Genomic DNA, 21,485 nt, shown 5'->3' with positions numbered 1-21,485 from the left:
GCTTTGCGCTACTTCATTAATAGCCGACAATAGATCCCGTCGGGCCGTTCTTCGGCAGAGAGGCTAAGCGTATCATCTCCGACGTTACTTGATGCGGATCCTTGCCCGTTGCATGCATTTCCGTCCGCACCGTACCGGGGTTGAACGCATTGACGAGAATGCCGAATTCATACTCTTCATCCGCTGTCGTCCGCGTTAAAGATTCCAAGCCGGCCTTGGACGCACTGTATGCCGCATAGCCGCCGGCGCCGTTGACGGCGAGACCGGACGTGATATTAAGAATACGGCCATAGCGCGCTTTCCGCATCACGGGCAGCACCGCTCTTGTCATCAGGAAGGGTCCCGTTAAATTAATGGCGATCTGACGTGTCCATTCATCGGTTGTCAATTCAACCACGGTCCCGGGTTCAAAAACGGCTGCGTTGTTAACGAGCACATCAATCGTTCCAAACTCGGCAGCAGCGCGTTCGACGGCCGCTTCTACGTCCTTCTCGATCGAGATATCGGCGGGAATGACCACAACGCGCCCGGCAGCTCCGGTTTCTTTGATCATCACACTTGTTTCCTCGAGCTTTGATAGTCGTCGTCCAAGCAGCACCACATGTGCGCCTTCACGTGCGAAATCAATCGCTGCGGCACGGCCCAATCCGGTGCCGGCTCCAGTAATTACGGCGATCCGGCCCTGCAGCTTCCCTTCCGTCATACCATCCATCCTCTCCGTAATCGTTTGTACACATCGTAACAAACAACAAGCTGCTGTTGGAATAGGCAGGGTATAAGGCTTTCTTATGCCGGTACGACGGTTTACGTGATATTGGCTTATGGTCAGGGGCAAAAGGATGCTTCATCAGCGTTTTTTATGGCCTGCATGAATAATCGCTATATTCATAAAGAAACCCAACGATCGGGCAGCATTCTGCCAATCATCGGGTTTCTCGTTAAACTGCTTATTCCACTTCGATTTTGGCGACCATTTGACTGTGGCCGCTGCCGCACATGATATCGCAATGGAATTCATAAGTGCCTGCATTATCGAAAGTAAGAACCTTCGGCTTATCGGCATCCAGCTTCAAGTTCATATCGGGAATTTCCACGCCGTGAACGCCGTCTTCAGAGACGAGCGTGATTTCCGTAGGCTCACCCTTTTTGATTTTGTAGACCGGCTGGTCGAATTCAAAACGCTTGGCTTTAATCGTAATTTTGGCTGATGCGGCAGTGCCTGTATTCTCGACACCTGCGCCGGTAATGCTGTTGTTATCTGCGGATTTGGAGCCGCAGGCTGCAAGAATGAAGATCGCTGCAACTGTCATGACGGCCAGCAAAAGCATTTTTTTCATTAGAAAAGCTCCCCTCGGTATACGGATTATCCATACACCCAGTATACCGTGGCTGGGACAAAATTACTGTGACGATCTATTGAATACTCAGCGGTGCTTTTTGCGTCCTGCCTCATAAGGCGAGCTGACGGGCATGAACAGGTCGATGATGCCGATCACGAGCGCGGCCAGAATCGCACCGAGCCACGTAACCGAAACGCCGCCTACAATGAATTGCGCCACCCAGATAACGGCAGCGCTTGCCAGGAAGCCGACGATTCCGCGGCCGAAAGGCGTTACGCGCTTGCCAAAGATGCCTTCCACGATCCAGCCCAGCGCAGCGATAACAATCGCGAGAAACAAGGCGCTCCAGAACCCGCCGACGCTGAATTGGGGAACGATATAACCGACAATCATCAGTACGATCGCAGCAACGATGAACCTGACGACATGACCCAGAAAATGCATATTCAATGACCTCCTGTTAAATAATTTGCAGTGCCCCGGCCGCGCATGTATGCTTCGTTTAAGTTGAAACGGCCAGTATTCGAAGAAGTGTCTAACTTCCCGTGTACAGGTAGTGTTGCCTTTTTCGCCAGCACCATTCATGGAAACGGGCGGTCATAGCATACGGACTTGGCATCGGCTATAATAGGAAATGAGAGGAGTTGTGCCCGCTTGGACAACAAAATTTTACAAACACTCGATTATGCGAAGATTGTATATAAATTGGCGCAGCATGCCGCGACTGCGCTTGGTAAAGCTGAAGTGGAAGCGATTCATCCAAGTCCCGATCTTGAAGAAGTGAAGTACGCGCTGCAGGTGACGGAGGAAGCGTACCAAGCCGACCGTCTGAAGGGAAGCGCGCCGTTTGGCGGCATCGCTGATATTCGGGCCTCTTTGCTGCGGTCCAAAATCGCCGGAACGCTGAATCCGGCCGAACTGCTTGAAATCGCGGAGACGGTTCGAGGCGGCCGCCGCGTGAAGCGGCATGTGCTGCAGCTGCATGACGATCATTCCGTGCCGACGCTGGCCGCCATGGCCGAACAGCTGACGGAGCACAAGGCGCTTGAGGATGCGATCTTCATGTGCATCGACGAGCAAGCCGAGGTTATGGACAGCGCCAGCGTAGAGCTGGCGAGCATTCGCCGCGAGCTTCGCGCAGGGGAGTCGCGGGTGCGCGAGAAGCTTGAAGGCATGATCCGGTCCTCTTCCGTGCAGAAAATGCTGCAGGATGCCATCATTACCATTCGTAACGACCGGTACGTCATTCCGGTCAAGCAGGAATACCGTTCGAATTTCGGCGGTATTATTCATGACCAATCGGGCTCCGGCGCAACGCTCTTTATCGAGCCGGAAGCAATTGTGGTGATGAACAACAAGCTGAGGGAGCTTCGTCTCTCCGAAGAACGCGAGATCGAGAAAATATTGCAAAAGCTGACCGCGTTGACGGCAGACTATGCCGATGATCTTATTCTTGATCTTGACCTGCTCGGCAAGCTTGATTTTGCTTTTGCAAAGGCGCGGCTCGCGCATATTATGAGCGCGACAATGCCGCGTATGAACGATAGGGGCTACTTGAAGCTGCGCCGAGGCCGGCATCCGCTGATTGCTCGAGAGCATGTCGTGCCGATCGACGTCGAGCTCGGCAATACGTCCACGGCCATTATCGTAACGGGACCGAATACCGGGGGTAAGACGGTGTCCCTGAAGACGATCGGGCTCCTCAGCCTAATGGCGATGTCCGGTTTGTTCGTACCGGCCGAGGATGGCAGCCAGCTGTGCGTCTTCGATGCGCTGTATGCCGATATCGGCGACGAGCAGAGCATCGAGCAGAACCTCAGTACATTCTCGAGCCATTTGACCAATATCATTCGCATTTTGAAAAATATGACGCCGAAAAGTCTCGTTCTGCTGGATGAACTTGGCGCGGGAACTGATCCCGCGGAAGGGTCGGCGCTTGCCATTGCCATCTTGGAGCATATGCACAAGCTGGGCTGCCGGATCGTCGCTACGACACATTACAGCGAGTTGAAAGCTTACGCATACAACCGTAAAGGCGTCATTAATGCCAGCATGGAGTTTGATATCGCTACGCTCAGTCCTACCTATCGCCTGCTTATCGGTGTTCCGGGACGAAGCAATGCGTTCGCCATCGCGGAACGCCTCGGGTTGCAGCGGAGCATTATCGACCATGCGCGCGGCGAGGTGAGCGAAGAGGATGTGCGCGTGGAGACGATGATCGCCTCTTTGGAGGAGAATCGGATTGGCGCCGAAACGGAGCGCAGGACGGCTGAAGCACTGCGCAAAGAATTGGAAACGCAGCGTGCGCGCCACGAGGCAGAACTCCAGCGGTTCGAGGAACAGCGCGAGAAAATGCTGGCCAAGGCACAGGATGAAGCGCGCGAGGTCATGCTGAAGGCGAGGCGGGAAGCCGAAGAGATTATTTCCGACCTGCGCAAGCTTGCGCAGGAAGAAGGCGCCGCGGTGAAGGACCACAAGCTGACGGAAGCGCGCCGCAAGCTGGACGAAGCAACGCCGGAAGCGCGGAAGACAGCGAAGAGCAAGGCGAAATCCGCTAAGCCGCAGCAAATCGAAAGCGGCGACGAGGTCATGGTATACAGTCTTGGTCAGCGCGGCCATGTCGTGGAGCTGAGCGGAAGCGATGCACTGGTTCAGCTCGGCATCCTGAAGATGAAGGTGGCCGTCAGCGACCTTGAGCTGGTGAAACGGGCGGAAACAGGGAAGACGCAGCAGCCGAAGATTGCCGCGAGCCTGAAACGAACTCGGGATGAGAATGTACGCTCGGAGCTTGACTTGCGCGGCGCCAACCTGGAAGAAGCGATGCTCGAGGTGGACCGCTTTCTGGATGAGTCCTTCCTCGCGGGCTTCGGCCAGGTTTACCTTATTCACGGAAATGGCACTGGCGTTCTTCGTACCGGAATCAGCGATTTTCTGCGCAGGCATAAGCATGTGAAGAGCTACCGTCTTGGCAAATACGGAGAAGGCGGTTCCGGCGTTACGGTTGCGGAACTGAAGTAGGATGGAGGCTTACAGATGGAAAGGGAAGTTGACCAAATGCTCAGCAACTCCTTCGCTGCATCGCTGGCGTATGTTTCAGTAGCGGTACTGGCCCTGCTTGTGTTCTTATATGTCTTCGAGCTGGTGACCCGCTACAAATGCTGGCAGGAAATCAAGAAGGGAAATATGGCCGTCGCGATGGCGACAGGGGGCAAAATCTTTGGGATTTGCAACTTGTTTCGATTTTCCATCGAGGCGAACGAAACCGTATATCAGAGCATGATCTGGGCTACGTTCGGTTTCGCGCTGCTGCTCGCCGCTTATTTTCTATTTGAATTTCTTACGCCTGTCTTTCGCATTGATGATGAGATTCAGAAGGATAATCGGGCCGTCGGCTTTATTGCCATGATTATTTCGATATCGCTGTCTTACGTAATTGGTGCTACCATTGCCTAGCGCGCTGCCCGGCACGAAGATCTGGAGGATGACAACACAAATGAAGTATTTATGGGGAACTTTATTTGCGATTGCCGCACTATTCGTCATTTTTGGCGTCGTATACTTATTACAATAATAGAGAAACAAGGAGAGACCGTACATGAACGACAAGCATGAGCATAACGATCCCGTGATTTGCCCTTGGTGTCACACGGAAATCGTTTGGGATGAAGAGATCGGGCCGGAGCGCTATTGCCCGCATTGCGAGAACGAGCTTACCGGTTACCGTACGCTTCAACTCGGACTGGATGATGAGGAAGAGGTTGATGAAACTGCGGTGCAGCCCGTAGAGGATGAGGATGAGGACGAGGAGGAAGCCGATTGGGAAGCAGACAGCCCACGGGACTTGACGGATCTTCGGGAATTCGGCCGTGAACGGCTGGCGCTTGAGGAGACGATGGAGGGCATTCTCGATGAGCAGCTGGAAGCGCCGGAATGTCCGTCTTGCCGCGAGTTTATGCTCGAAGCCGGCACGCAGTTCGTAACCGGCGAACAGTTCAAGCCAAGAACGCCAGCCGTGCTCGGCGAACCGATCGTCGAGACGCCATTCGCGCTGCTGCTCTACGTTTGTCCGTCGTGCTTTCATACGGAGAGCCGTCTTTCCGTGCATGACCAAGAACGACTGGTGCATCTGCTGACGAAAGCTTCCGCTACTGATTCTGAGGAACAATAAGAGTACGATCCATCACGAGCCAGTTGGCAAGTATTTGTAATTCGCGTTTTTCGGCATGCCTCCCGTCCCATGAGGGAAACTTACGCCTAGCAGCTGCAAGTGAAGCAGCAGGCGGGAGGGATCGATTTGGAGCAAGGTAAACATGCCGCGAAGCCGCGTCGGTTTGCAGGCGGAGACAGTGCTAAGATGCGTACGGTTTCAAGCGATAGCGGCAGCAAACGAAATTATACCGAGCGTTCGCTGGACGGTCAGGCTATGCTGCTGTTGGCCGTGCAGGCAATGCTGGGGACGGCCAACGCACTATCCGGCACCTTTTTGCCGGTCTATTTGTGGAAAGCGAGCCAGTCGTTTGCTGTGATCGGCTGGTTTAATTTTGTCCAATTTGTTGTCAGCGGGCTTACGTTTTGGCTCGCGGGCAAATGGGTTAAGGAACATAATAAGATGAACAGTCTCCGGCTCGGCGTCGCGCTGTCCGGCTTGTTTTATTTTGTGGTGCTGCTCCTCGGCAAGTCCGCGGTGACGTATGTGGTTCCATTAGGCATGCTGATTGGACTAGGCAACGGTTTCTTTTGGCTGGCCTTCAATGTGGTCTACTTTGAAGTGACGGAACCGGGCAACCGCGACCGCTTCAACGGCTGGGCAGGGCTGCTTGGCTCGGGAGCGGGCATTATCGCGCCGTGGATTTCCGGATGGCTCATTACGGCTAACAAAGGCGAACGGGGCTACACGATTATATTTACGGTTTCGGCTGTTATCTTCGCGCTTGCGGTCGTGCTCAGCTTCTGGCTGAAGAAGCGGCAAACGGACGGGACTTACAAGTGGCTCTACGGCATCAGGCAGCTCCGCCAGTCCGGCAATCCTTGGCGATATGCAGTCCCAGCGATCATCTGCCAAGGCGTGAGGGAAGGCGTCTATATGTTTTTCGTCGGACTACTCGTTTTCCTAGCGACGAAGAACGAGGGGAAACTTGGCAACTTCTCGCTGATCACATCGATCATGGCGCTTTTCAGCTTCTGGATGATCGGAAGACTGCTGACGCCGCAGCGAAGAAGGACCGCCATGCTGATCGGCGCTTTGATGATCACGGCTGTCACGGCGGTTCTCTTCTGGCCGCTCAGCTACCGGACGCTGCTTATTTTCGGCATTGGGACAGCGCTGTTCATACCGCTTTATATAATTCCGATGACGTCAACGGTGTTTGATCTCATCGGCAGCAACGAAGAGAGCGCCAAGCAGCGCGAGGAGTTCGTTATTTTGAGGGAAGCCGGACTTACGGTCGGAAGGATGGTCGGTGTAACGGCCTATTTGATCGTGCTGCCGTACATGGAACGTTCTCCTTACGTCGTGCCGGGCTTAATGGTGGCCGTAGGCGCTTTTCCGATTCTAGGCTGGTGGCTGATGCGGCGCTTATTGGGCCATACGATTCAAAGGAATAGCAAAGCTTCGACCTGAGGCGGATGGAGAGGAGGGCGAATGATGCCCCGCGTTGTTGACAATGTAACGGAATTAATCGGGGAGACGCCCGTGGTGGCGCTGAACCGGATGCAAGAGAAAGGTGCTGCGCAGGTCTTGGTTAAGCTGGAACGATTTAATCCAAGCGGCAGCGTGAAAGACCGCGCAGCCTCGGCGCTGATCGCCGCAGGCGAAGCACAAGGACTCATACAGCCTGGGGCGACTATTATCGAGCCGACCAGCGGAAATACGGGCATCGGCCTTGCGATGAACGCTGCGGCCAAAGGCTACAAGCTCATACTCGTCATGCCTGATAACATGTCGAAGGAACGTATCGGACTGCTGAAGGCCTACGGCGCCGAAGTCGAATTAACGCCCGCGGCTGAACGGATGCCCGGCGCAATCAAGCGCGCGTTCGAGCTGCAGGCGGTACGTCCCGGCAGCTTCATTCCGAATCAATTCGAGAATGAAGCAAACCCGGACATTCACCGTGTCACGACCGCCCGGGAAATCCTACGCCAGACGGAAGGCCGGCTGGACGTATTCGTGGCTACAGCAGGTACGGGCGGCACGATTACAGGCACCGGCGAGACGCTGAAGGCCGCGCTGCCCGAACTCTATGTCGCGGTCGTAGAACCGCAGGGATCGCCTGTGCTGTCGGGCGGCAAGCCGGGTCCTCATAAGCTGGTCGGCACAAGTCCCGGCTTTGTCCCGTCGATCCTGAACACGTCCGTCTACGACGAAATTGTTCAAGTGTCAGACGAGGCCGCAATCGATACGATGCGCAGACTTGCCCGTGAAGAAGGGCTGCTGCTTGGACCATCGTCCGGCGCAGCCGTCTGGGCGGCGATGGAGCAGGCCCGCCGGATCGGATCGGGCGGGCGAGTGCTTTGTATCGCGCCGGACAGCGGCGAGCGATATTTAAGTATGAATTTGTTCTAAGGACTTCAGCCGTGTCCCGCAAGGGCAGGCATGCGCTAATCTTTCCACGTTTTTAATTCTGCAATAATAATGGCCCTGCGCTCGTTGATGTAGCTGCGAAACAATTCCGGCTCCGCTTCGAATGAGCGAAAGGGCCATTTGCGCGTGAAATCGTCCCTGATGGCGGGCGTAAGCTTCTCGTACAGCGCCTCAATGACGGGTTCGATTGCGCTGAGCGTGAATTTACTCACGAGCAGTCTGGCAAGAATTTTGCGGTACGCCCTCCGGCACGCTTTATAGGACAATACTTTGCGGGTCAGCATGTTATAGCCTTTCACGTCTACCAAATCGCTGCCGCATAGTCTTCCATAGCAGTTTCTACCCCAAGTCCCCTCGTAATCCCACGGTATAATCCGGTATTTCCCTGTCGTTTTGTGCTCATAGAGCGCATAGTTCTGGTCAAACCCATCATAGTTTCCCGTCAATACGGCACCTGCGAGCCATTTCAAATATAAGGAAATATCAAGCCGCTTCGCCATGTACGTGCGGAGTGAGCGCCCCGGCAGCTGATTGATGTCGCGAACGAAGCGGACCAAACGCTTTCTGGTATAGTCGGTGCCCTTCATGACGCGGTAGCCCTCAAACAGCGATTCCTTCTTCTCCGCGGTATCGGGATCGATGAGGCTGAAGTTCGCCTTATCATTAATCGCATAGATGAGCGCGCGCGAGCTGATGTTCCGTTTTCGGAAGAAGGTGGAGTCGACAGATTCAATCTCCAGGTAGACGCCGTGCGGATACCCGTTCCACTCCAGCCACATATGCTTCGTAGTCGGCGAAGGCACGCCCATGGAATTGAAGAAATGGAAGGAGAGCGCATTGCGGATCATGGACGGGTCATCGAACTCTGCATTCCAGTGCAGAATTTGATTGTTTCCATAATGGATTTCGTAGGACTTCTTCGGATAATTCCGTGTATGGCCTCCGCGAAACCTCAGCTTGGCGTCTATCTCTTCGCCGTTTAATTCGAGCTTCACAGTTGCAAACTCATTGCTCCACACGTTCTCTTCGAGCCGCTGCAGATCGGCTTTCGCAATCGTTATCTTGCGAGTAGGCAGTCCTTCCCCGGACATGAGACCATCTCCTTAGGCAAAAGATAAAGCCTATCTCAATCGATAGGCTTCAGCTTATTTACACTATGCGGGCGATCGTCTATTGGTCACACCTTACCTTGCGCCGCGGGAACCGTTGGAGCCTTTAGAACCTTTAGAACCTTTAGAACCCTTTGAGCCTCGAGATCCCTTGGAACCTTGCGAGCCACGGGAACCTTGGGTGCCGCCTACGCCTTTCGAGCCATGCGAACCACGGGAACCTTGGGTGCCGCCTTCGCCTTTCGAGCCTTTCGAACCGCGGGAGCCTTGCGTGCCGCCTTCGCCTGGGGAACCCATGGAACCTTGCGTGCCGCCCACACCTTGTGTCCGGTCGTAACCGTAAACACCTTCAGAACGCTGTTGAGCCTTTTGATTTTTCTTCTGATTGTTTGGCAATTGCTCCAACTCCTTTTAATAGTTTCTATACAAGCTATGTCTTAAATCTAGTAATCGATCTGGGTCATATGCTTAATCTTATAGAAAATAGATATCAATCTAGTACCGCTCTCATACGGGATACATATAAATACATTATAAATTGTCTCCCATGATAGATTTCACAGGGGCAAGTAATGGAGGGATGAGTGCCGAAGCGAGTAGATGAACCGTTATTTTGGTAGTGGTAATCGGATCGTGTTGCGCCCTTTGGTCTTTCATGGGTACAGGTTAGAATCTATTAATTACGGAGGGATTTTAGTATGAATTATTGGAACGATGCAGTGAGCTACAAACCGTACGGTATGTATGCGAACCAAGGTATGGGTAACCAAGGTATGGGCAACCAAAATCACTGCTGCGACAAAGGCCACAAGAGTCACAAGAGCCACAGAACGTCCGGAAGCCAAAACTTCCTGGCAGCTCAAGTCGGCATGAATGTTAAAATCAACCGCGGCGGCCCGGAATCGCTTGAAGGTAAATTGGTTTCCGTTCAGCGTGGCTACGTCGTCCTCAAAACAACAGGCGGCCTTGTATATATCAATGCCAGCCATGTTAAAAGCGTCACCGATCTTGCAGGCAATACGAGCAAATCCGGCGGCAACACGCAAGTAATCGTAGCAGGCAGCTTCGTCGGCGTTCTTCGCCAGCTGACGCAAAAATTCGTGCAAATCAACTGGGGCGGCCCTGAGAAAATCGAAGGCTTCATCACGCAAGTCGGCAACGAATCGCTTCTACTTGTCGTAGGCCAAGAGCTTGTCACGATTCCTCTCTACCATATCAAAACGGTTAAAACCGCTGGTATGTATGCAAGCAACAACACCAAAGGCAGCAACGGCAGCGGCGGAAACAAATCCGGCAAATCCTCCGGCTCAAACAAAAACGCAGCGAACAACAACACAAGCAGCAAAAGCGGCGGCAAAAAAAGCGGTAAAACTTCCAGCACGCGTACAGGCTCTCCGCGCGGCAATAAAGGCTGATTGCTAGACAGGGCTGGCCTCGGCCGCCAGCCCTGTCGCCAGCCTCATAAGCTGGCATGGGGGGAGTTCAATTGCTGGCATTCTGTGCGGCGGTCATCGGTTTGCTGACCGGAGTTCCGTTCGTACTCATGCATCATTTTGGCCGTCGTCCTATTCACATGCACGATTCCTTTCACCGTTTGGCGCCCCCAGCATTTATTTCCCATCCTTCCTTCAACAGCAGGAGCCGTCGTTCTTATTGCAGCCGGCATCGTACCTTCCGAGCAGCTCATTCCTGCCGCCAATATCGTCAGCGGCGCCGCGATTACGATCCTCGCTTCCTGTCCGATGTCAATTCTGCTGGACAGCATCGGCTTCTGCACGCGGGTCCGGCATTGATTATTCTGATTTATTCTGGCGCTTTGCTTCCTGATTGGCATTCGTGTCATGACAGGGCTGCTGTATCTTATTTTTCTCAGACAAATACCTAGGCAGATTTCGCCGCCTCGTTCAGCAGGGACGAAGCATAACGAAGCTGCCGACGGCAGAGAGCGTAATGCCATGGATGAAAGAAGCTGCTTTAGGAAGAAGAAGCCTGTTTGAATCTTTCATGGAATCCCATGAGGATGCTCCTGTCGATTGGCGGCTTTTTCAAATTTGTATGTCCATCGTCGTGGCCACCCGGGCGGGGTTCTTTATTGGATCCGGCCTAGGCGTGCCGATGGAATGGCTTGCTGCTGCTGCGCTGCTGTCCTTATTGGCGTTAGGGAGCTGATGTCCTCACCCTTCATCATTTCCGGACATCATGCAGGCGATCTATTATGCAAGCATGTTTGGCAGCAATGTCTGTTCAATCTCTATGCATGGATGCAAATTATAAGATGAAAGGAGGTCGATTTCATGAAACAACGCCACCCTTTATTAGATCGATTTGTAGAATTGGATATTTCAGGGAAAACACTCCCGATACGCGGTAAGCTCATTGATTTGGGTCAAGATATTCTCGTTATTCATAACGGTACACAGTTCCTCTACATTCCGCTTCTTCATCTGCAGCAGCTCCGCTTGGCGAAAAGCGAGACGCAGGAAATTGATGTACCCGATCTTCCGTTCGAACCGCAGAATGACCCCATCTCTTACCGTAAAGTGCTCATGAACGCCAAGGGGATGTTCTCCGAAATTTATATCACAGGAAATCAGTCTATCCACGGGTATTTAACGAGCGTGATGAATGATTTCTTCGTTTTCTACTCGCCGGTGTATCATTCCGTGATCGTGTCACTGCAGCATCTGAAGTTTTTGATCCCCTACAACCCGAACGTTACGCCGTACACGCTGACGCCGGAGCAATTCCCGCTTAAACCGTCACCCATCACGCTTGCCCGCACCTTTGATCAACAGCTACGCAAGCTGATCGGCGAATTCGTTATTTTGGACCTTGGCGAGAATCCAAGCAAGATCGGCGTGCTCAAGAGCCTCGACCAAAATATGATCGAGCTGTCCACGGCGGGCGGAAACGCGGTCTATCTACATTTTGATCATGTGAAGACGGTGCATTTGCCTTAGATGCCGCCTGAATCGGTTTCTTCCCTTCGGGGGAGAAGCGTTACATAGGAAATAACCGGGCAGGACATACTAAACTGGGGTTAAATGCCATGGAAATTAGGAGGGGTTATGTTGATTCAAGCGTTAACGTCCAAGGAATTGGAATACCTGGTAGACTGCATTTCAAATGAGGATTTGCTCATTAAACAGAATGCGGTCATGGCTGTATCGGCGAACAACGCCGCGCTCAAACAAGCGAGCATGCATATGATTCAGCAGCATCAGCAGCACGCCCAAATGCTGCTTCAAGCAATCGGTCAGCATCAGCAGCTTGCGCCTACACAGCCGCAGCAGCATTAATTCATGAAACCAATACAGCGGGAGGAATAACCTATATGTATCAACAACAAGGACAAGCCCAAGCGCACGCTCATGCCCTGCTGTCGGACGAGGACCTGGCATCCTCGGTGCTGTCCGACCTGAAGCGCGTAGTCGGCGAATATGCGACTGCGGCAACGGAATCCAGCAGTCAGCAGGTTCGCCAATTGTTCACTAACTTATTGAACAGCACCCTGCAAATGCAGGGACAGTTCTTTCAAGTGATGGAACAGAACCAATTATATACCGCGGCATCGCCGGTGCTTCGCCAGGAGATTGACAAGCAGTTGAAGCAGAATCAGCAGATGGAACAAAAGACGGTTCAGCTGCTGCAGCAGCTGGGTCTGGGTCAATCGATCCACAACCAGCAGTACCAGAACCAGCAGCATCAGACCTATCAGCAAACGCAGCCGCAGAGCGGCCAGCAGCAGGGGCAACATCAGTTCTATATGTAGCGGCTTCAGGAAGACCCCATTCGGGGTCTTTTTCATTTTGATCGCTATGCGGCAGGGAATCCATCTTCGGCAAGGGGCGGGCTTTGACGCTTTTATGCTTTGCAGGAAGCTTGGATTCGTTGTAATATAGTCCTTATAGTTAAGATCAGGAGGGTTTGACGATGAATGAACGGAAAATGCAAATACTTGAACTGCTGAAAGAGGATGCAAGACGCTCTGCGGATTTGATCGCGACGATGCTCGCCGCACCCGTGGATGAAGTGAAGCAGGCGATTGCGGAGATGGAGCAGGATCATGTCATCGTCAAATATGCGACCGTTGTCAATTGGAGCAAGGTTGAAGATGAGAAGGTTACCGCACTTATAGAGGTTCAGATCACGCCGGAACGCGGCCGAGGCTTCGAGGGCATCGCGGAACGGATTTATTTATATCCTGAGGTGAAATCGGTTTATCTCATGTCGGGCGCGTACGACCTGCTTGTTGAAGTACAAGGGAAAACATTGAAAGACGTTGCTTCCTTCGTATCCAATAAGCTGTCCCCGATCGATGCCGTGCTTTCCACGAAAACCTTTTTTATTTTGAAAAAATATAAGCAGGACGGCATTATATTCGAAGAGCATGAGGATGACCATCGTCTTCTCATCTCACCGTAAGGGGTGATTTCCTTATGATTAAAGACGAGGAAAAACAAATCGCGCCGGCTATGCGCGCATCGATGGCCGACTATTTATCGCCGCAGGTTAGAGCGATTAAACCTTCAGGCATCCGCCGTTTCTTCGATTTGGCAAGCGGCCGCAAGGATATCATCACGCTGGGCGTCGGCGAGCCGGATTTCGTCACGCCGTGGCATGTCCGTGAAGCCTGCGTCTATGCGCTGGAGATGGGCAAGACGCAATATACGTCCAATGCGGGAACGCCCGAGCTTCGCGAGGAAATCGGCTATTATTTGCACAGCCAGTTTGATGTTACTTATGATCCGGGTAAAGAAATTATAGTGACCGTCGGAGGCAGCGAAGCGATCGATTTGGCGCTGCGCGCCTTGATTGCTCCCGGGGATGAGATTCTGGTTCCGGAGCCGTGCTACATCTCTTACTCGCCGATTACGTCGCTGAGCGGCGGCGTGCCGGTTGGCGTGGAGACGTTCGCGAAAGATCAATTCAAGCTGACGGCGGAATCGCTGCGGGCTTCGATTACGCCGCGCTCTAAGGTGCTTATTCTCTGTTATCCGAGCAATCCGACGGGCGGCATCATGACCTATGAGGATTGGCTGCCGATCGCGAAGGTGGTGGAAGAGAACGATCTGATTGTCATCTCCGATGAAATTTATGCGGAGCTTACGTACGGCACGAAACATGTCAGCTTCGCGGCGATGCCGGGCATGAAGGATCGCACGATTCTAGTCAGCGGCTTCTCGAAGTCGTTCGCTATGACAGGCTGGCGGATCGGGTACGCCTGCGGACATCCGGACCTGATCTCCGCAATGCTGAAGATTCATCAATACACGGTTATGTGCGCCTCCAATATGGCGCAGGTGGCAGCGCTTGAAGCGCTTCGCAACGGCATGGAAGAGAAGAATCGCATGGTGGAATCGTATAATCAGCGCCGTAGGCTGGTCGTACACGGCTTCCGCGAGATCGGACTCCAGTGCCATGAGCCGCAAGGTGCATTCTATGCGTTTCCTTCCATTGCGGGCTTCGGCCTGACCTCGGAAGAATTCGCTACCGGGCTGCTGAACGATCAGAAGGTCGCGGCTGTACCAGGCGACGTGTTCGGGCTCGGCGGCGAAGGACATCTGCGCTGCTCCTACGCGACTTCCGTGACGCTCATTACGGAGGCGATCGAACGCATCGGCCTCTACGTTCGGAAGCTTAAAGGGGAATAACAGGATCCGTTTACTTCGTTGATTGATGACAGGAGGGATGGCATTGACTTGTGCGAGAACGGGTCTTACGCTTGTATCCTCATCGTCCATACGACGATTGGAAGACGAAATCAATATGCTGCGCCTCAAAATGGAACAATCCTACGTGGAAGAAGCGACGTTCGATTCGGAGAAGGTCATCGGCATCAGCCGGCTGCTGGATACGAAAATTAATGAATATATGCAATCTCAGAGAAAATGGGTTCAGACCTCAAATTGAGGAACCTTATTGAAATTGCTGGAGAGAGGTCCTTCGCGGGACTTCTTTTCTTTTTGCCAGAGGAAGGAGGTTCATCGCCATATGCATAGACCTGCAGCCATGCTGCGTGCGTTTAATTTTCTGTTCTTTGCACTGCTCGCTATTTTCATTTCATTCCTTCCTGTCTATCTCGATGCGCAGGGCATCTCGGCCTCGCGGATCGGCATCATTATCGGAACCGGCGGCTTTGTCTCGATTTTCTCCTCGCCATTCTGGGGCATCGTCAGCGACCGCGCCAAAACGATTCGCGGCGTGCTTCTCGTCCTGATTGCGTGCGCCACCGTCGTAGGCTATTTCCTCTACACGTCGGGCAGCTTCCTGCTGCTCGTTGTATTTACGATGCTGTTGTTCTTCTTCCTGCTCCCGATGGATCCGCTGACGGAGAGTCTGAACTTCCAGTCCTCCGAGATGATGAGTATCAGCTATGGCTCCATCCGTACGTTCGGGGCGCTCGGCTACGCCGTTATGGCGCTTACCGTCGGTTACGTCATGCTCTATTTCGGCAAAGAAAGCTTGGGACTGCTGTTTGCGCTTTTCGGCGTAATCAGCTTTATCGTTTGCTTGCTGCTGCGCGATGCGCCGTCGACAGGTAAGCCGGTCTCCATGAAGAGTCTGGGACAGTTTCTTGCTCATCGCGAAACGCTGATGTTCCTCATTCTCATCTTCATTGCGGCGATCCCAGCTCGGATGAACGACACGTATCTGGGGGTACACCTGCATGCGCTCGGCGGCGGCTCCGAGCTTGTCGGGCAGGCGTGGTTCCTGGCTGCTGGAAGCGAAATTCTGGTCTTCGCGCTCAGCTTCTGGTGGATGCGCAAGGGCAGGGAGATGGCCCTGATTGCGCTGGCGAGCTTTTTCTATTTTCTCCGTTTCTTCCTATCGGCTTGGATTACGGATCCGCATGCCATGACGTACCTGCAGCTGCTGCAGGTAGTTACGTTCCCGGTCTTCTATTCCGCGGCCATTCAGTATTTGTACCGGATCGTTCCGGAGGAATGGAAGGCGACGGGACAAACGGTACTGGCGCTGGTGTTCTTCGGTATATCAGGCATAGTTGCATCCTACGCGGGAGGATGGCTGTACGAGAAGGTGCAGGGCCAACATTTCTATCTGATTCTCTCCGCGATGTCGCTCGCCGCCCTGCTGTTCAGCCTTGTACTGATCGCGGTATATCGAACGGGGCAATTCCGCGGGGAGGCTGCCCAAGAGCGAACGGCTTAGACGTTCGAAGCTGTTTGAAGCGGCGAGGTCTGCGAATCGCAGCCGCCTGGCTTGATAGGGGTGCGCTCGATCGGCAGCCGTGTCGGCGGGCGCCTGTAAATGTGCTATAGTTTAACTAGTGTTATGCGAGTACGAGGGGGAGTAATGACAGGATGAAATTATATACGCGAACAGGAGACGGCGGGGAAACGTCAGTCAAAGGCGGACGCGTCCGCAAGGACGACAGCCGGGTAGAGGCGTACGGCACGATCGATGAATTGAACAGCTTCGTTGGCCAGGCGGCTGCGCTGGCAGCGGCTGCGGGTCAGCTGGATGAGCTGGCTGCCCAGCTCCTTGAAATTCAACAGGAGCTGTTCGACTGCGGCTCTGATCTGGCGTTTCAAGATCCGGAGGGACGGGATTTCAAGCTGGCTGCGGAGTCGGCGGCGCGCCTTGAAGCGTGGATGGATGAACATGTCGCGGCATCGCCGGAGATTACGCGGTTTATCCTGCCCGGGGGCAGTGAGGTGTCCGCACTGCTGCATGTATGCCGGACGGTTTGCCGCAGGGCAGAACGTCGCGTCGTGACGCTTAGCGGGGAGATGAAGGTGCATCAGCCGGTCATGATATACATCAACCGGTTATCGGATTATTTCTTCGCAGCCGCCCGTGCAGCGAATGCGAAGCTGGGCGTGCCGGATACGGAATACGTGCGAAGCGCGCAAGTGTTCCGCACGCGGAAATCATGAGCGAGCTGCAGTACTATCCGCCATTGACGGTGGACGTAACGGCGGAAGATGAGGGGAAAATGGTGCGCACCGTACTGGAGCGGCGGCTGGGTGTTTCGCGCAAGCTGCTGTCGCGGCTGAAGCTGACTGATCATGGCATTACCGTGAACGGGGAGCGGGTCTATACCAACGACCGGGTAGCCGCGGGCGATTTGCTGGAGCTGCGCATGGAGCAGGAAGAATCGGATGATATTCTGCCGGAGCCGATGTCGCTCGATATCGTCTACGAGGATGCTGACCTGCTCGTTGTCAATAAGCCCCCTGGTATCATCGTGCATCCGACGCACGGCCATTATACGGGAACGCTGGCCAATGGGGTCGTGTACCACTGGAAGCAGCGCGGCGAACGCGTGCGGTTCCGACCGATCCATCGGCTCGACGAGGAAACCTCAGGGCTGGTCGCCATAGCTAAAACCGCCTATATTCATCAGCAGCTGTCCGAACAGCTGCAGAGCGGCGAAGTGGATAAGCGCTATCGAGCTTACGTGTATGGCTGCCCGGCAAAGCGTGCGGCAACGATTGACGAACCGATTGACAGGGATGCGGATCAGCCGCATCTCCGCGTCGTGACGCCTGACGGCTATCCGTCCGTTACGCATTATGAAGTCGAGGCCGTTTACGGGGAGGCAGCCGCTTCTAAAGTGAATCTGAAGCTGGAGACGGGCCGGACGCACCAAATTCGGGTACATATGAAGCATGTCGGCTGCCCATTGATTGGCGATAAGCTGTACGGCTTCGCGATCGGCGCGGGCGCTGCTGCGAAGGCTGGCACAGAAGCGAGAGAGCCGAATGTGCCGAGAGCAGAGGGTGATGCGGCCGTGAAGCCTGGAGGCTCCGCGAGGCTCGAGGCTGCTGTGAACCGTCAAGCGCTGCACGCTGCGCTGCTCTCGTTCACCCACCCCATCACGAAGCAGCGATTAACCTTTGAAGCTTCGCTGCCGGGTGATTTACGGCAGCTGGAGGACGAACTGCTTCGGCTGAAGCCGTGAGGGAACAGTGACGCTGATTAACTTGGCTGCATGCAGCCCAATATTTTGAGGAATTGGAGTAGCTGAACAACGATGAAGAAGCTGACGATGTACGAATATCCCAAATGCGGAACATGCCGCAGCGCAATAAAGTCGCTGGAGAGCAGAGGCTTTCAACTCGAGAAGCATAACCTGTTTGAAGCCGCGCCGTCCGCGGACGAGCTTGAGGCGATCATTAAGCGCAGCGGCCTTGAGGTGAAGAAGTTTTTCAATACCTCCGGCGAGGTTTACAAGGAAATGGGACTGAAGGATAAACTGGCGGGCATGTCCGACCGCGAGAAAATCGAATTACTGGCTTCCAACGGCCGCCTGATCAAGCGCCCGGTCGTCACGGACGGAGCTGTTGTAACCGTCGGCTTCAAGGATGAAGAATACGACCGCATATGGTCGAACGACTAGGGGGCGAGTGCTTGTGACGACGAAACAATGGCGCGCCGAGCGGCTGTCCCGGCTCGGCTCTTCGATCTTCGCGGAGGTTGCGGAGTGGAAGCGAACTGCAGCGAGCAGAGGGCTCGATGTCATTGACCTCAGCATCGGCAGTCCGGATCTTCCGCCGTCTGCCGCGATCAGACAGGCACTGAGCGATGCCGCTTCGCGGGCAGATGCATACGGCTACCCCGGCTCGAAAGGGACAAAGGCTTTCCTGTCGCAGGCTGCGAAATGGCTGCAATATCGCTTCGGCGTCGAAATTGATCCCGAGCATGAGCTCGTCTCCCTGATGGGCTCGCAGGATGGGCTGGGCCACTTGGCCTTGTCGCTGTGCAATCCGGGAGATATCGCCTTGCTCCCGGACCCCGGCTACCCTGTATACGCAGCCGGCCTTGCGCTGGCAGGCGTAGAGCCTTACCTGATGCCTCTGAAGGCGAAGAATCAGTATTTGCCTGATTTCACCGCCATTCCCGAAGACATCTGGCAGCGCGCAAAGTTCATGCTGCTGAATTATCCAAGCAATCCTGTGTCGGCGGTTGCGGACTTATCGTTCTTCAAGCATGCCGTTGAAACGGCAAAGCAGCATGGCGTCCTTATCGTTCATGATTTGGCTTATTCCGAGATGGCATTCGACGGTTATCGGCCGCCAAGCATTCTGCAGGCAGAAGGCGCGGTAGAGACGGCGGTCGAATTCCACTCCTTGTCCAAGAGCTTCAATATGGCGGGCTGCCGAATCGGCTTCCTCGCAGGCAATCGCGAGGCGGTCGCCGCTCTTCGCGAGCTGAAAGCCAATATCGACTATGGCGTGTTTCTACCGGTGCAGGAGGCGGGCATTACCGCGCTTGAACTGGATATGCAGGGCGCACAGCCAGCGGTCGGCCAGTTGTACGAAAGCCGGCGCGATACGCTTGTGCAGGCCCTTCTCCAGCAGGGCTGGGAAGTAGCCTTACCTAAGGCGACGATGTTCCTATGGGCCAAACTGCCTAAGATGCAGTGGAATATGTCCGAACCGTGGACTTCGCGTCGAATTTCCCGGGAAATGCTCGAACGGGCGGGCGTAGCCGTTATTCCCGGCGATGCTTTCGGGGCAGAGGGCGAGGGTTATGTCAGAATTGCTTTGGTCGAGAAGGAAGAGCGTCTTGCGGAAGCGGCGCTGCGGATCGGTAAATTCATTCGCGGCGAGTTGTAATACGCTGCCGCGTCCAAGTGACTGTGCAACAAATACGATAAAGGCGATGCCGGCTCATGATGTTCATGAATCCGGCATCGCCTTTATTTGATTGATTTTAGCGTAGTAAATTCACAGTTAGAACAGCAGCGTTAAGAAGGCAATGTGATTATGCCTGCTCCACTTTACGAGTGTCCAGGTGGGATCGGCTTGACGAAGAAGCACGGATGCGCCTCTTACGCACAAGGACGACGATCACCGTCAGTGAAAGTGCTAAGAAGATAGCAGAACCTGTTATGGCTGATCCTGCAGCATGAGCAAGCACGTATTGTGCCTCCGTGTGCGACGCGCCTGCCGAAGGAGATGGCTGGCTGGCTGCATGGCGGCTGGCAGTGCCGAATACGGTGATTAGAATCGCAAGTCCGAGCGAAGCGCCCATTTGGTGGGCGACGTTCACGAGACCGGATGCCGCGCCGGCATCACTTGGTTCAACGCCCGTAATGCCCGCAGCGGTCAGCGGAATAAAGGCGATGCCCGCACCAACCCCAAGGACGACAAGCGGAATGGCGATGCTTGGGAAGTAGGCCGAGTCCACCGTGATTCGGCTGATCCAGACCATCCCCGCTAAGGCAATCAGAACGCCGCCGCTCAGCAGGCGGATGCTTCCGAGGCGGGCCAAGAGGCCGGGCACCGCGTAAACCATGCCGAACATGACGCCTGTCATCGGCACGAAAGCAATGCCTGCCGTAAGCGCGCTGAAATTCGTGACGCCCTGCAAGTATTGCGTCAGGAAGAAAAACATCGAAGACATGCCGCCGACGAAGAGCAGCCGGGCCAGGTAAGCGCCGGAACGTTCGCGGCTTGCGAACAAGCGAAGCGGCGTAATGGGCTGCACGGCCCGCTTTTCAATGACGATGAAGGAAGCCAGCAGGATGACGCCTGCGATGAAAGCAGTCATGGCCAAGCCGCTGCCCCAGCCGTTGGCAGCAGCGCGCACGAAGCCGTACACGAGGGAGGTCATCCCAAGCGTGGAGGTCACAGCGCCAGCAATATCAAAGCGTCCTGGTCGCCGTTCCGTTTCGATCAAGAAACGCGGCGCCAGCAGAACAAGCGCAATGCCGATCGGCACATTAATAAACATGCCCCAACGCCAAGAAATCAAGTCGGTGAGCACGCCGCCGAGCACAAGGCCGACGCTTCCGCCGGCTCCCGAAACGGCGCTGTACAGCGATATGGCGCGTGTGCGCTCCTTGCCTTCGCGGAAGCTGACCATGAGCAGCGCCAGCGTGGATGGAGCAGCGAAAGCGGCGGCGATGCCTTGAACTGCCCGTGCAATCAGCAGGCTTTCAGCGGATTGAGACAATCCCGCGATGAGGGAAGCTATCGTAAATAATGCGATACCGCCCATAAAGACGCGCCTGCGTCCCCAAATATCGCCGGTACGGGCACCGAGCAGCAGAAAGCCGCCGAACGTCAGCGTATAAGCATTTTGTACCCAGGAAAGGCCTGTGGCGGATAAACCCAGACTCCTGCCGATTTCAGGCAGCGACGTGAGGACGATGGAAGCGTCCAGAATAATGATGAGCTGGCACGCGAGTATAATGGCCAGGACGAGATTCGAAGAGGAAGAACGCCCGTTTTGTTGAGAAGCGGTTGAAGTCATTTCGATGGTTCATCCTTTCAATTTGGAATGTTTAATCCATGGTCATCATCATATAGCGCCATTGAGATGAAGTCAAGCGGATTTTGGAATATTTACTCCAAGTAAACTTTAGATTAAGGGGGCAAATAGCAATTATATTTGATTTTAATCCTATTTTTCATTGAATAGATTGAATGTATAATCCAAATACTTGACGTATTCTTCTGCACATACTAAAGTGAGTTTAAT

General features: G+C 54.2%; 25 protein-coding genes. 19 read left to right on the top strand and 6 right to left on the bottom strand.

Annotated elements, in window-relative coordinates:
* Window positions 1-16: 16 nt before the first annotated feature.
* The 3 genes from KXU80_RS12840 to KXU80_RS12830 all read right to left on the bottom strand — a co-directional run bounded on the left by KXU80_RS12840 (window position 17) and on the right by KXU80_RS12830 (window position 1,784).
* The gene (locus KXU80_RS12840; protein ID WP_219838589.1) at window positions 17-703 is read right to left on the bottom strand and encodes an SDR family NAD(P)-dependent oxidoreductase; all 687 of its coding nucleotides are present in this window, start codon (window positions 701-703) and stop codon (window positions 17-19) included.
* Window positions 704-947: 244 nt separating this feature from the next.
* The gene (locus KXU80_RS12835) at window positions 948-1,337 is read right to left on the bottom strand and encodes a cupredoxin domain-containing protein (protein WP_219838588.1); all 390 of its coding nucleotides are present in this window, start codon (window positions 1,335-1,337) and stop codon (window positions 948-950) included.
* A gap of 87 nt (window positions 1,338-1,424) precedes the next feature.
* Complete coding sequence (locus KXU80_RS12830) at window positions 1,425-1,784, bottom strand: phage holin family protein (RefSeq protein WP_219838587.1); 360 nt, start codon at window positions 1,782-1,784, stop codon at window positions 1,425-1,427.
* A 210-nt stretch (window positions 1,785-1,994) separates the two neighbouring features.
* Between KXU80_RS12830 and KXU80_RS12825 the strand changes: the two genes are divergently transcribed.
* The 5 genes from KXU80_RS12825 to cysK all read left to right on the top strand — a co-directional run bounded on the left by KXU80_RS12825 (window position 1,995) and on the right by cysK (window position 7,902).
* Window positions 1,995-4,358 (top strand): endonuclease MutS2, encoded by a 2,364-nt coding sequence (locus tag KXU80_RS12825; RefSeq protein WP_219838586.1) that lies wholly within the window; start codon window positions 1,995-1,997, stop codon window positions 4,356-4,358.
* Between the two features lie 15 nt (window positions 4,359-4,373).
* The gene (locus KXU80_RS12820; RefSeq protein ID WP_219838585.1) at window positions 4,374-4,793 is read left to right on the top strand and encodes a DUF350 domain-containing protein; all 420 of its coding nucleotides are present in this window, start codon (window positions 4,374-4,376) and stop codon (window positions 4,791-4,793) included.
* A 142-nt stretch (window positions 4,794-4,935) separates the two neighbouring features.
* Window positions 4,936-5,508 (top strand): hypothetical protein, encoded by a 573-nt coding sequence (locus tag KXU80_RS12815; protein ID WP_219838584.1) that lies wholly within the window; start codon window positions 4,936-4,938, stop codon window positions 5,506-5,508.
* A 126-nt stretch (window positions 5,509-5,634) separates the two neighbouring features.
* Entirely contained in the window at window positions 5,635-6,960 is a 1,326-nt protein-coding gene (locus tag KXU80_RS12810; RefSeq protein ID WP_258171376.1) for an MFS transporter, read from the top strand.
* Between the two features lie 24 nt (window positions 6,961-6,984).
* Window positions 6,985-7,902, top strand: a complete 918-nt coding sequence (gene cysK / locus KXU80_RS12805) for a cysteine synthase A (RefSeq protein ID WP_219839014.1) — start codon at window positions 6,985-6,987, stop codon at window positions 7,900-7,902.
* Between the two features lie 35 nt (window positions 7,903-7,937).
* Here the strand turns inward: cysK and KXU80_RS12800 are convergent, their stop codons facing one another.
* Window positions 7,938-9,011 carry a CotH kinase family protein gene (locus tag KXU80_RS12800; RefSeq protein ID WP_219838583.1) on the bottom strand — a complete coding sequence of 358 codons (1,074 nt, stop codon included), beginning with the start codon at window positions 9,009-9,011 and terminating at the stop codon, window positions 7,938-7,940.
* 93 nt (window positions 9,012-9,104) lie between these two features.
* Entirely contained in the window at window positions 9,105-9,425 is a 321-nt protein-coding gene (locus KXU80_RS12795; RefSeq protein WP_219838582.1) for a hypothetical protein, read from the bottom strand.
* Window positions 9,426-9,727: 302 nt separating this feature from the next.
* Here KXU80_RS12795 and KXU80_RS12790 point away from each other — a divergent pair, with 302 nt between their 5' ends.
* The 14 genes from KXU80_RS12790 to KXU80_RS12725 all read left to right on the top strand — a co-directional run bounded on the left by KXU80_RS12790 (window position 9,728) and on the right by KXU80_RS12725 (window position 19,615).
* Window positions 9,728-10,444, top strand: coding sequence for a hypothetical protein (locus tag KXU80_RS12790; RefSeq protein WP_219838579.1), 717 nt, complete (start codon window positions 9,728-9,730; stop codon window positions 10,442-10,444).
* Window positions 10,445-10,582: 138 nt separating this feature from the next.
* The gene (locus KXU80_RS28455) at window positions 10,583-10,822 is read left to right on the top strand and encodes an ArsB/NhaD family transporter (protein ID WP_219838578.1); all 240 of its coding nucleotides are present in this window, start codon (window positions 10,583-10,585) and stop codon (window positions 10,820-10,822) included.
* 166 nt (window positions 10,823-10,988) lie between these two features.
* Window positions 10,989-11,198 (top strand): hypothetical protein, encoded by a 210-nt coding sequence (locus tag KXU80_RS12780; protein ID WP_219838576.1) that lies wholly within the window; start codon window positions 10,989-10,991, stop codon window positions 11,196-11,198.
* 125 nt (window positions 11,199-11,323) lie between these two features.
* Window positions 11,324-11,989 (top strand): DUF2642 domain-containing protein, encoded by a 666-nt coding sequence (locus KXU80_RS12775; protein ID WP_219838574.1) that lies wholly within the window; start codon window positions 11,324-11,326, stop codon window positions 11,987-11,989.
* Between the two features lie 108 nt (window positions 11,990-12,097).
* Window positions 12,098-12,328 carry a hypothetical protein gene (locus tag KXU80_RS12770; protein ID WP_219838573.1) on the top strand — a complete coding sequence of 77 codons (231 nt, stop codon included), beginning with the start codon at window positions 12,098-12,100 and terminating at the stop codon, window positions 12,326-12,328.
* 35 nt (window positions 12,329-12,363) lie between these two features.
* Window positions 12,364-12,801 (top strand): spore coat protein, encoded by a 438-nt coding sequence (locus KXU80_RS12765; RefSeq protein WP_219838572.1) that lies wholly within the window; start codon window positions 12,364-12,366, stop codon window positions 12,799-12,801.
* A gap of 161 nt (window positions 12,802-12,962) precedes the next feature.
* Window positions 12,963-13,454 (top strand): Lrp/AsnC family transcriptional regulator, encoded by a 492-nt coding sequence (locus tag KXU80_RS12760; protein ID WP_219838571.1) that lies wholly within the window; start codon window positions 12,963-12,965, stop codon window positions 13,452-13,454.
* A gap of 14 nt (window positions 13,455-13,468) precedes the next feature.
* Entirely contained in the window at window positions 13,469-14,683 is a 1,215-nt protein-coding gene (locus KXU80_RS12755) for an aminotransferase class I/II-fold pyridoxal phosphate-dependent enzyme (protein WP_219838569.1), read from the top strand.
* A 43-nt stretch (window positions 14,684-14,726) separates the two neighbouring features.
* Window positions 14,727-14,942 carry an aspartyl-phosphate phosphatase Spo0E family protein gene (locus KXU80_RS12750; RefSeq protein ID WP_258171374.1) on the top strand — a complete coding sequence of 72 codons (216 nt, stop codon included), beginning with the start codon at window positions 14,727-14,729 and terminating at the stop codon, window positions 14,940-14,942.
* An 81-nt stretch (window positions 14,943-15,023) separates the two neighbouring features.
* Window positions 15,024-16,202: an MFS transporter gene (locus tag KXU80_RS12745; protein WP_219838566.1), complete on the top strand. Its 1,179-nt coding sequence runs from the start codon at window positions 15,024-15,026 to the stop codon at window positions 16,200-16,202.
* Window positions 16,203-16,354: 152 nt separating this feature from the next.
* Entirely contained in the window at window positions 16,355-16,930 is a 576-nt protein-coding gene (locus tag KXU80_RS12740; protein ID WP_219838565.1) for a cob(I)yrinic acid a,c-diamide adenosyltransferase, read from the top strand.
* Window positions 16,927-17,958, top strand: coding sequence for an RluA family pseudouridine synthase (locus KXU80_RS12735; RefSeq protein ID WP_219838564.1), 1,032 nt, complete (start codon window positions 16,927-16,929; stop codon window positions 17,956-17,958). The genes KXU80_RS12740 and KXU80_RS12735 overlap by 4 nt, the downstream gene beginning before the upstream one ends.
* A gap of 72 nt (window positions 17,959-18,030) precedes the next feature.
* Window positions 18,031-18,396 carry an arsenate reductase family protein gene (locus KXU80_RS12730; RefSeq protein ID WP_219838563.1) on the top strand — a complete coding sequence of 122 codons (366 nt, stop codon included), beginning with the start codon at window positions 18,031-18,033 and terminating at the stop codon, window positions 18,394-18,396.
* Window positions 18,397-18,409: 13 nt separating this feature from the next.
* Window positions 18,410-19,615 carry an aminotransferase class I/II-fold pyridoxal phosphate-dependent enzyme gene (locus KXU80_RS12725; protein WP_258171373.1) on the top strand — a complete coding sequence of 402 codons (1,206 nt, stop codon included), beginning with the start codon at window positions 18,410-18,412 and terminating at the stop codon, window positions 19,613-19,615.
* A gap of 148 nt (window positions 19,616-19,763) precedes the next feature.
* Here KXU80_RS12725 and KXU80_RS12720 read toward each other — a convergent pair whose 3' ends face one another.
* Entirely contained in the window at window positions 19,764-21,257 is a 1,494-nt protein-coding gene (locus KXU80_RS12720) for an MFS transporter (RefSeq protein ID WP_219838561.1), read from the bottom strand.
* Between the last annotated feature and the right edge of the window lie 228 nt (window positions 21,258-21,485).

It is taken from the genome of Paenibacillus sp. R14(2021), assembly GCF_019431355.1.
In the GTDB taxonomy this organism is placed as follows: Bacteria; Bacillota; Bacilli; order Paenibacillales; family Paenibacillaceae; genus Paenibacillus_Z.
This window is presented reverse-complemented; position numbering and strand designations above follow the sequence as displayed.

Bases quoted from the DNA above. Each gene is read 5' to 3' on its own strand.
- KXU80_RS12840 (WP_219838589.1), bottom strand. From the start codon at position 703: ATGACGGAAGGGAAGCTGCAGGGCCGGATCGCCGTAATTACTGGAGCC.
- KXU80_RS12835 (WP_219838588.1), bottom strand. From the start codon at position 1,337: ATGAAAAAAATGCTTTTGCTGGCCGTCATGACAGTTGCAGCGATCTTC.
- KXU80_RS12830 (WP_219838587.1), bottom strand. From the start codon at position 1,784: ATGCATTTTCTGGGTCATGTCGTCAGGTTCATCGTTGCTGCGATCGTA.
- KXU80_RS12820 (WP_219838585.1), top strand. From the start codon at position 4,374: ATGGAAAGGGAAGTTGACCAAATGCTCAGCAACTCCTTCGCTGCATCG.
- KXU80_RS12815 (WP_219838584.1), top strand. From the start codon at position 4,936: ATGAACGACAAGCATGAGCATAACGATCCCGTGATTTGCCCTTGGTGT.
- cysK (WP_219839014.1), top strand. From the start codon at position 6,985: ATGCCCCGCGTTGTTGACAATGTAACGGAATTAATCGGGGAGACGCCC.
- KXU80_RS12800 (WP_219838583.1), bottom strand. From the start codon at position 9,011: ATGTCCGGGGAAGGACTGCCTACTCGCAAGATAACGATTGCGAAAGCC.
- KXU80_RS12790 (WP_219838579.1), top strand. From the start codon at position 9,728: ATGAATTATTGGAACGATGCAGTGAGCTACAAACCGTACGGTATGTAT.
- KXU80_RS12780 (WP_219838576.1), top strand. From the start codon at position 10,989: ATGAAAGAAGCTGCTTTAGGAAGAAGAAGCCTGTTTGAATCTTTCATG.
- KXU80_RS12775 (WP_219838574.1), top strand. From the start codon at position 11,324: ATGAAACAACGCCACCCTTTATTAGATCGATTTGTAGAATTGGATATT.
- KXU80_RS12770 (WP_219838573.1), top strand. From the start codon at position 12,098: ATGTTGATTCAAGCGTTAACGTCCAAGGAATTGGAATACCTGGTAGAC.
- KXU80_RS12765 (WP_219838572.1), top strand. From the start codon at position 12,364: ATGTATCAACAACAAGGACAAGCCCAAGCGCACGCTCATGCCCTGCTG.
- KXU80_RS12760 (WP_219838571.1), top strand. From the start codon at position 12,963: ATGAATGAACGGAAAATGCAAATACTTGAACTGCTGAAAGAGGATGCA.
- KXU80_RS12755 (WP_219838569.1), top strand. From the start codon at position 13,469: ATGATTAAAGACGAGGAAAAACAAATCGCGCCGGCTATGCGCGCATCG.
- KXU80_RS12745 (WP_219838566.1), top strand. From the start codon at position 15,024: ATGCATAGACCTGCAGCCATGCTGCGTGCGTTTAATTTTCTGTTCTTT.
- KXU80_RS12740 (WP_219838565.1), top strand. From the start codon at position 16,355: ATGAAATTATATACGCGAACAGGAGACGGCGGGGAAACGTCAGTCAAA.
- KXU80_RS12735 (WP_219838564.1), top strand. From the start codon at position 16,927: ATGAGCGAGCTGCAGTACTATCCGCCATTGACGGTGGACGTAACGGCG.
- KXU80_RS12730 (WP_219838563.1), top strand. From the start codon at position 18,031: ATGAAGAAGCTGACGATGTACGAATATCCCAAATGCGGAACATGCCGC.
- KXU80_RS12720 (WP_219838561.1), bottom strand. From the start codon at position 21,257: ATGACTTCAACCGCTTCTCAACAAAACGGGCGTTCTTCCTCTTCGAAT.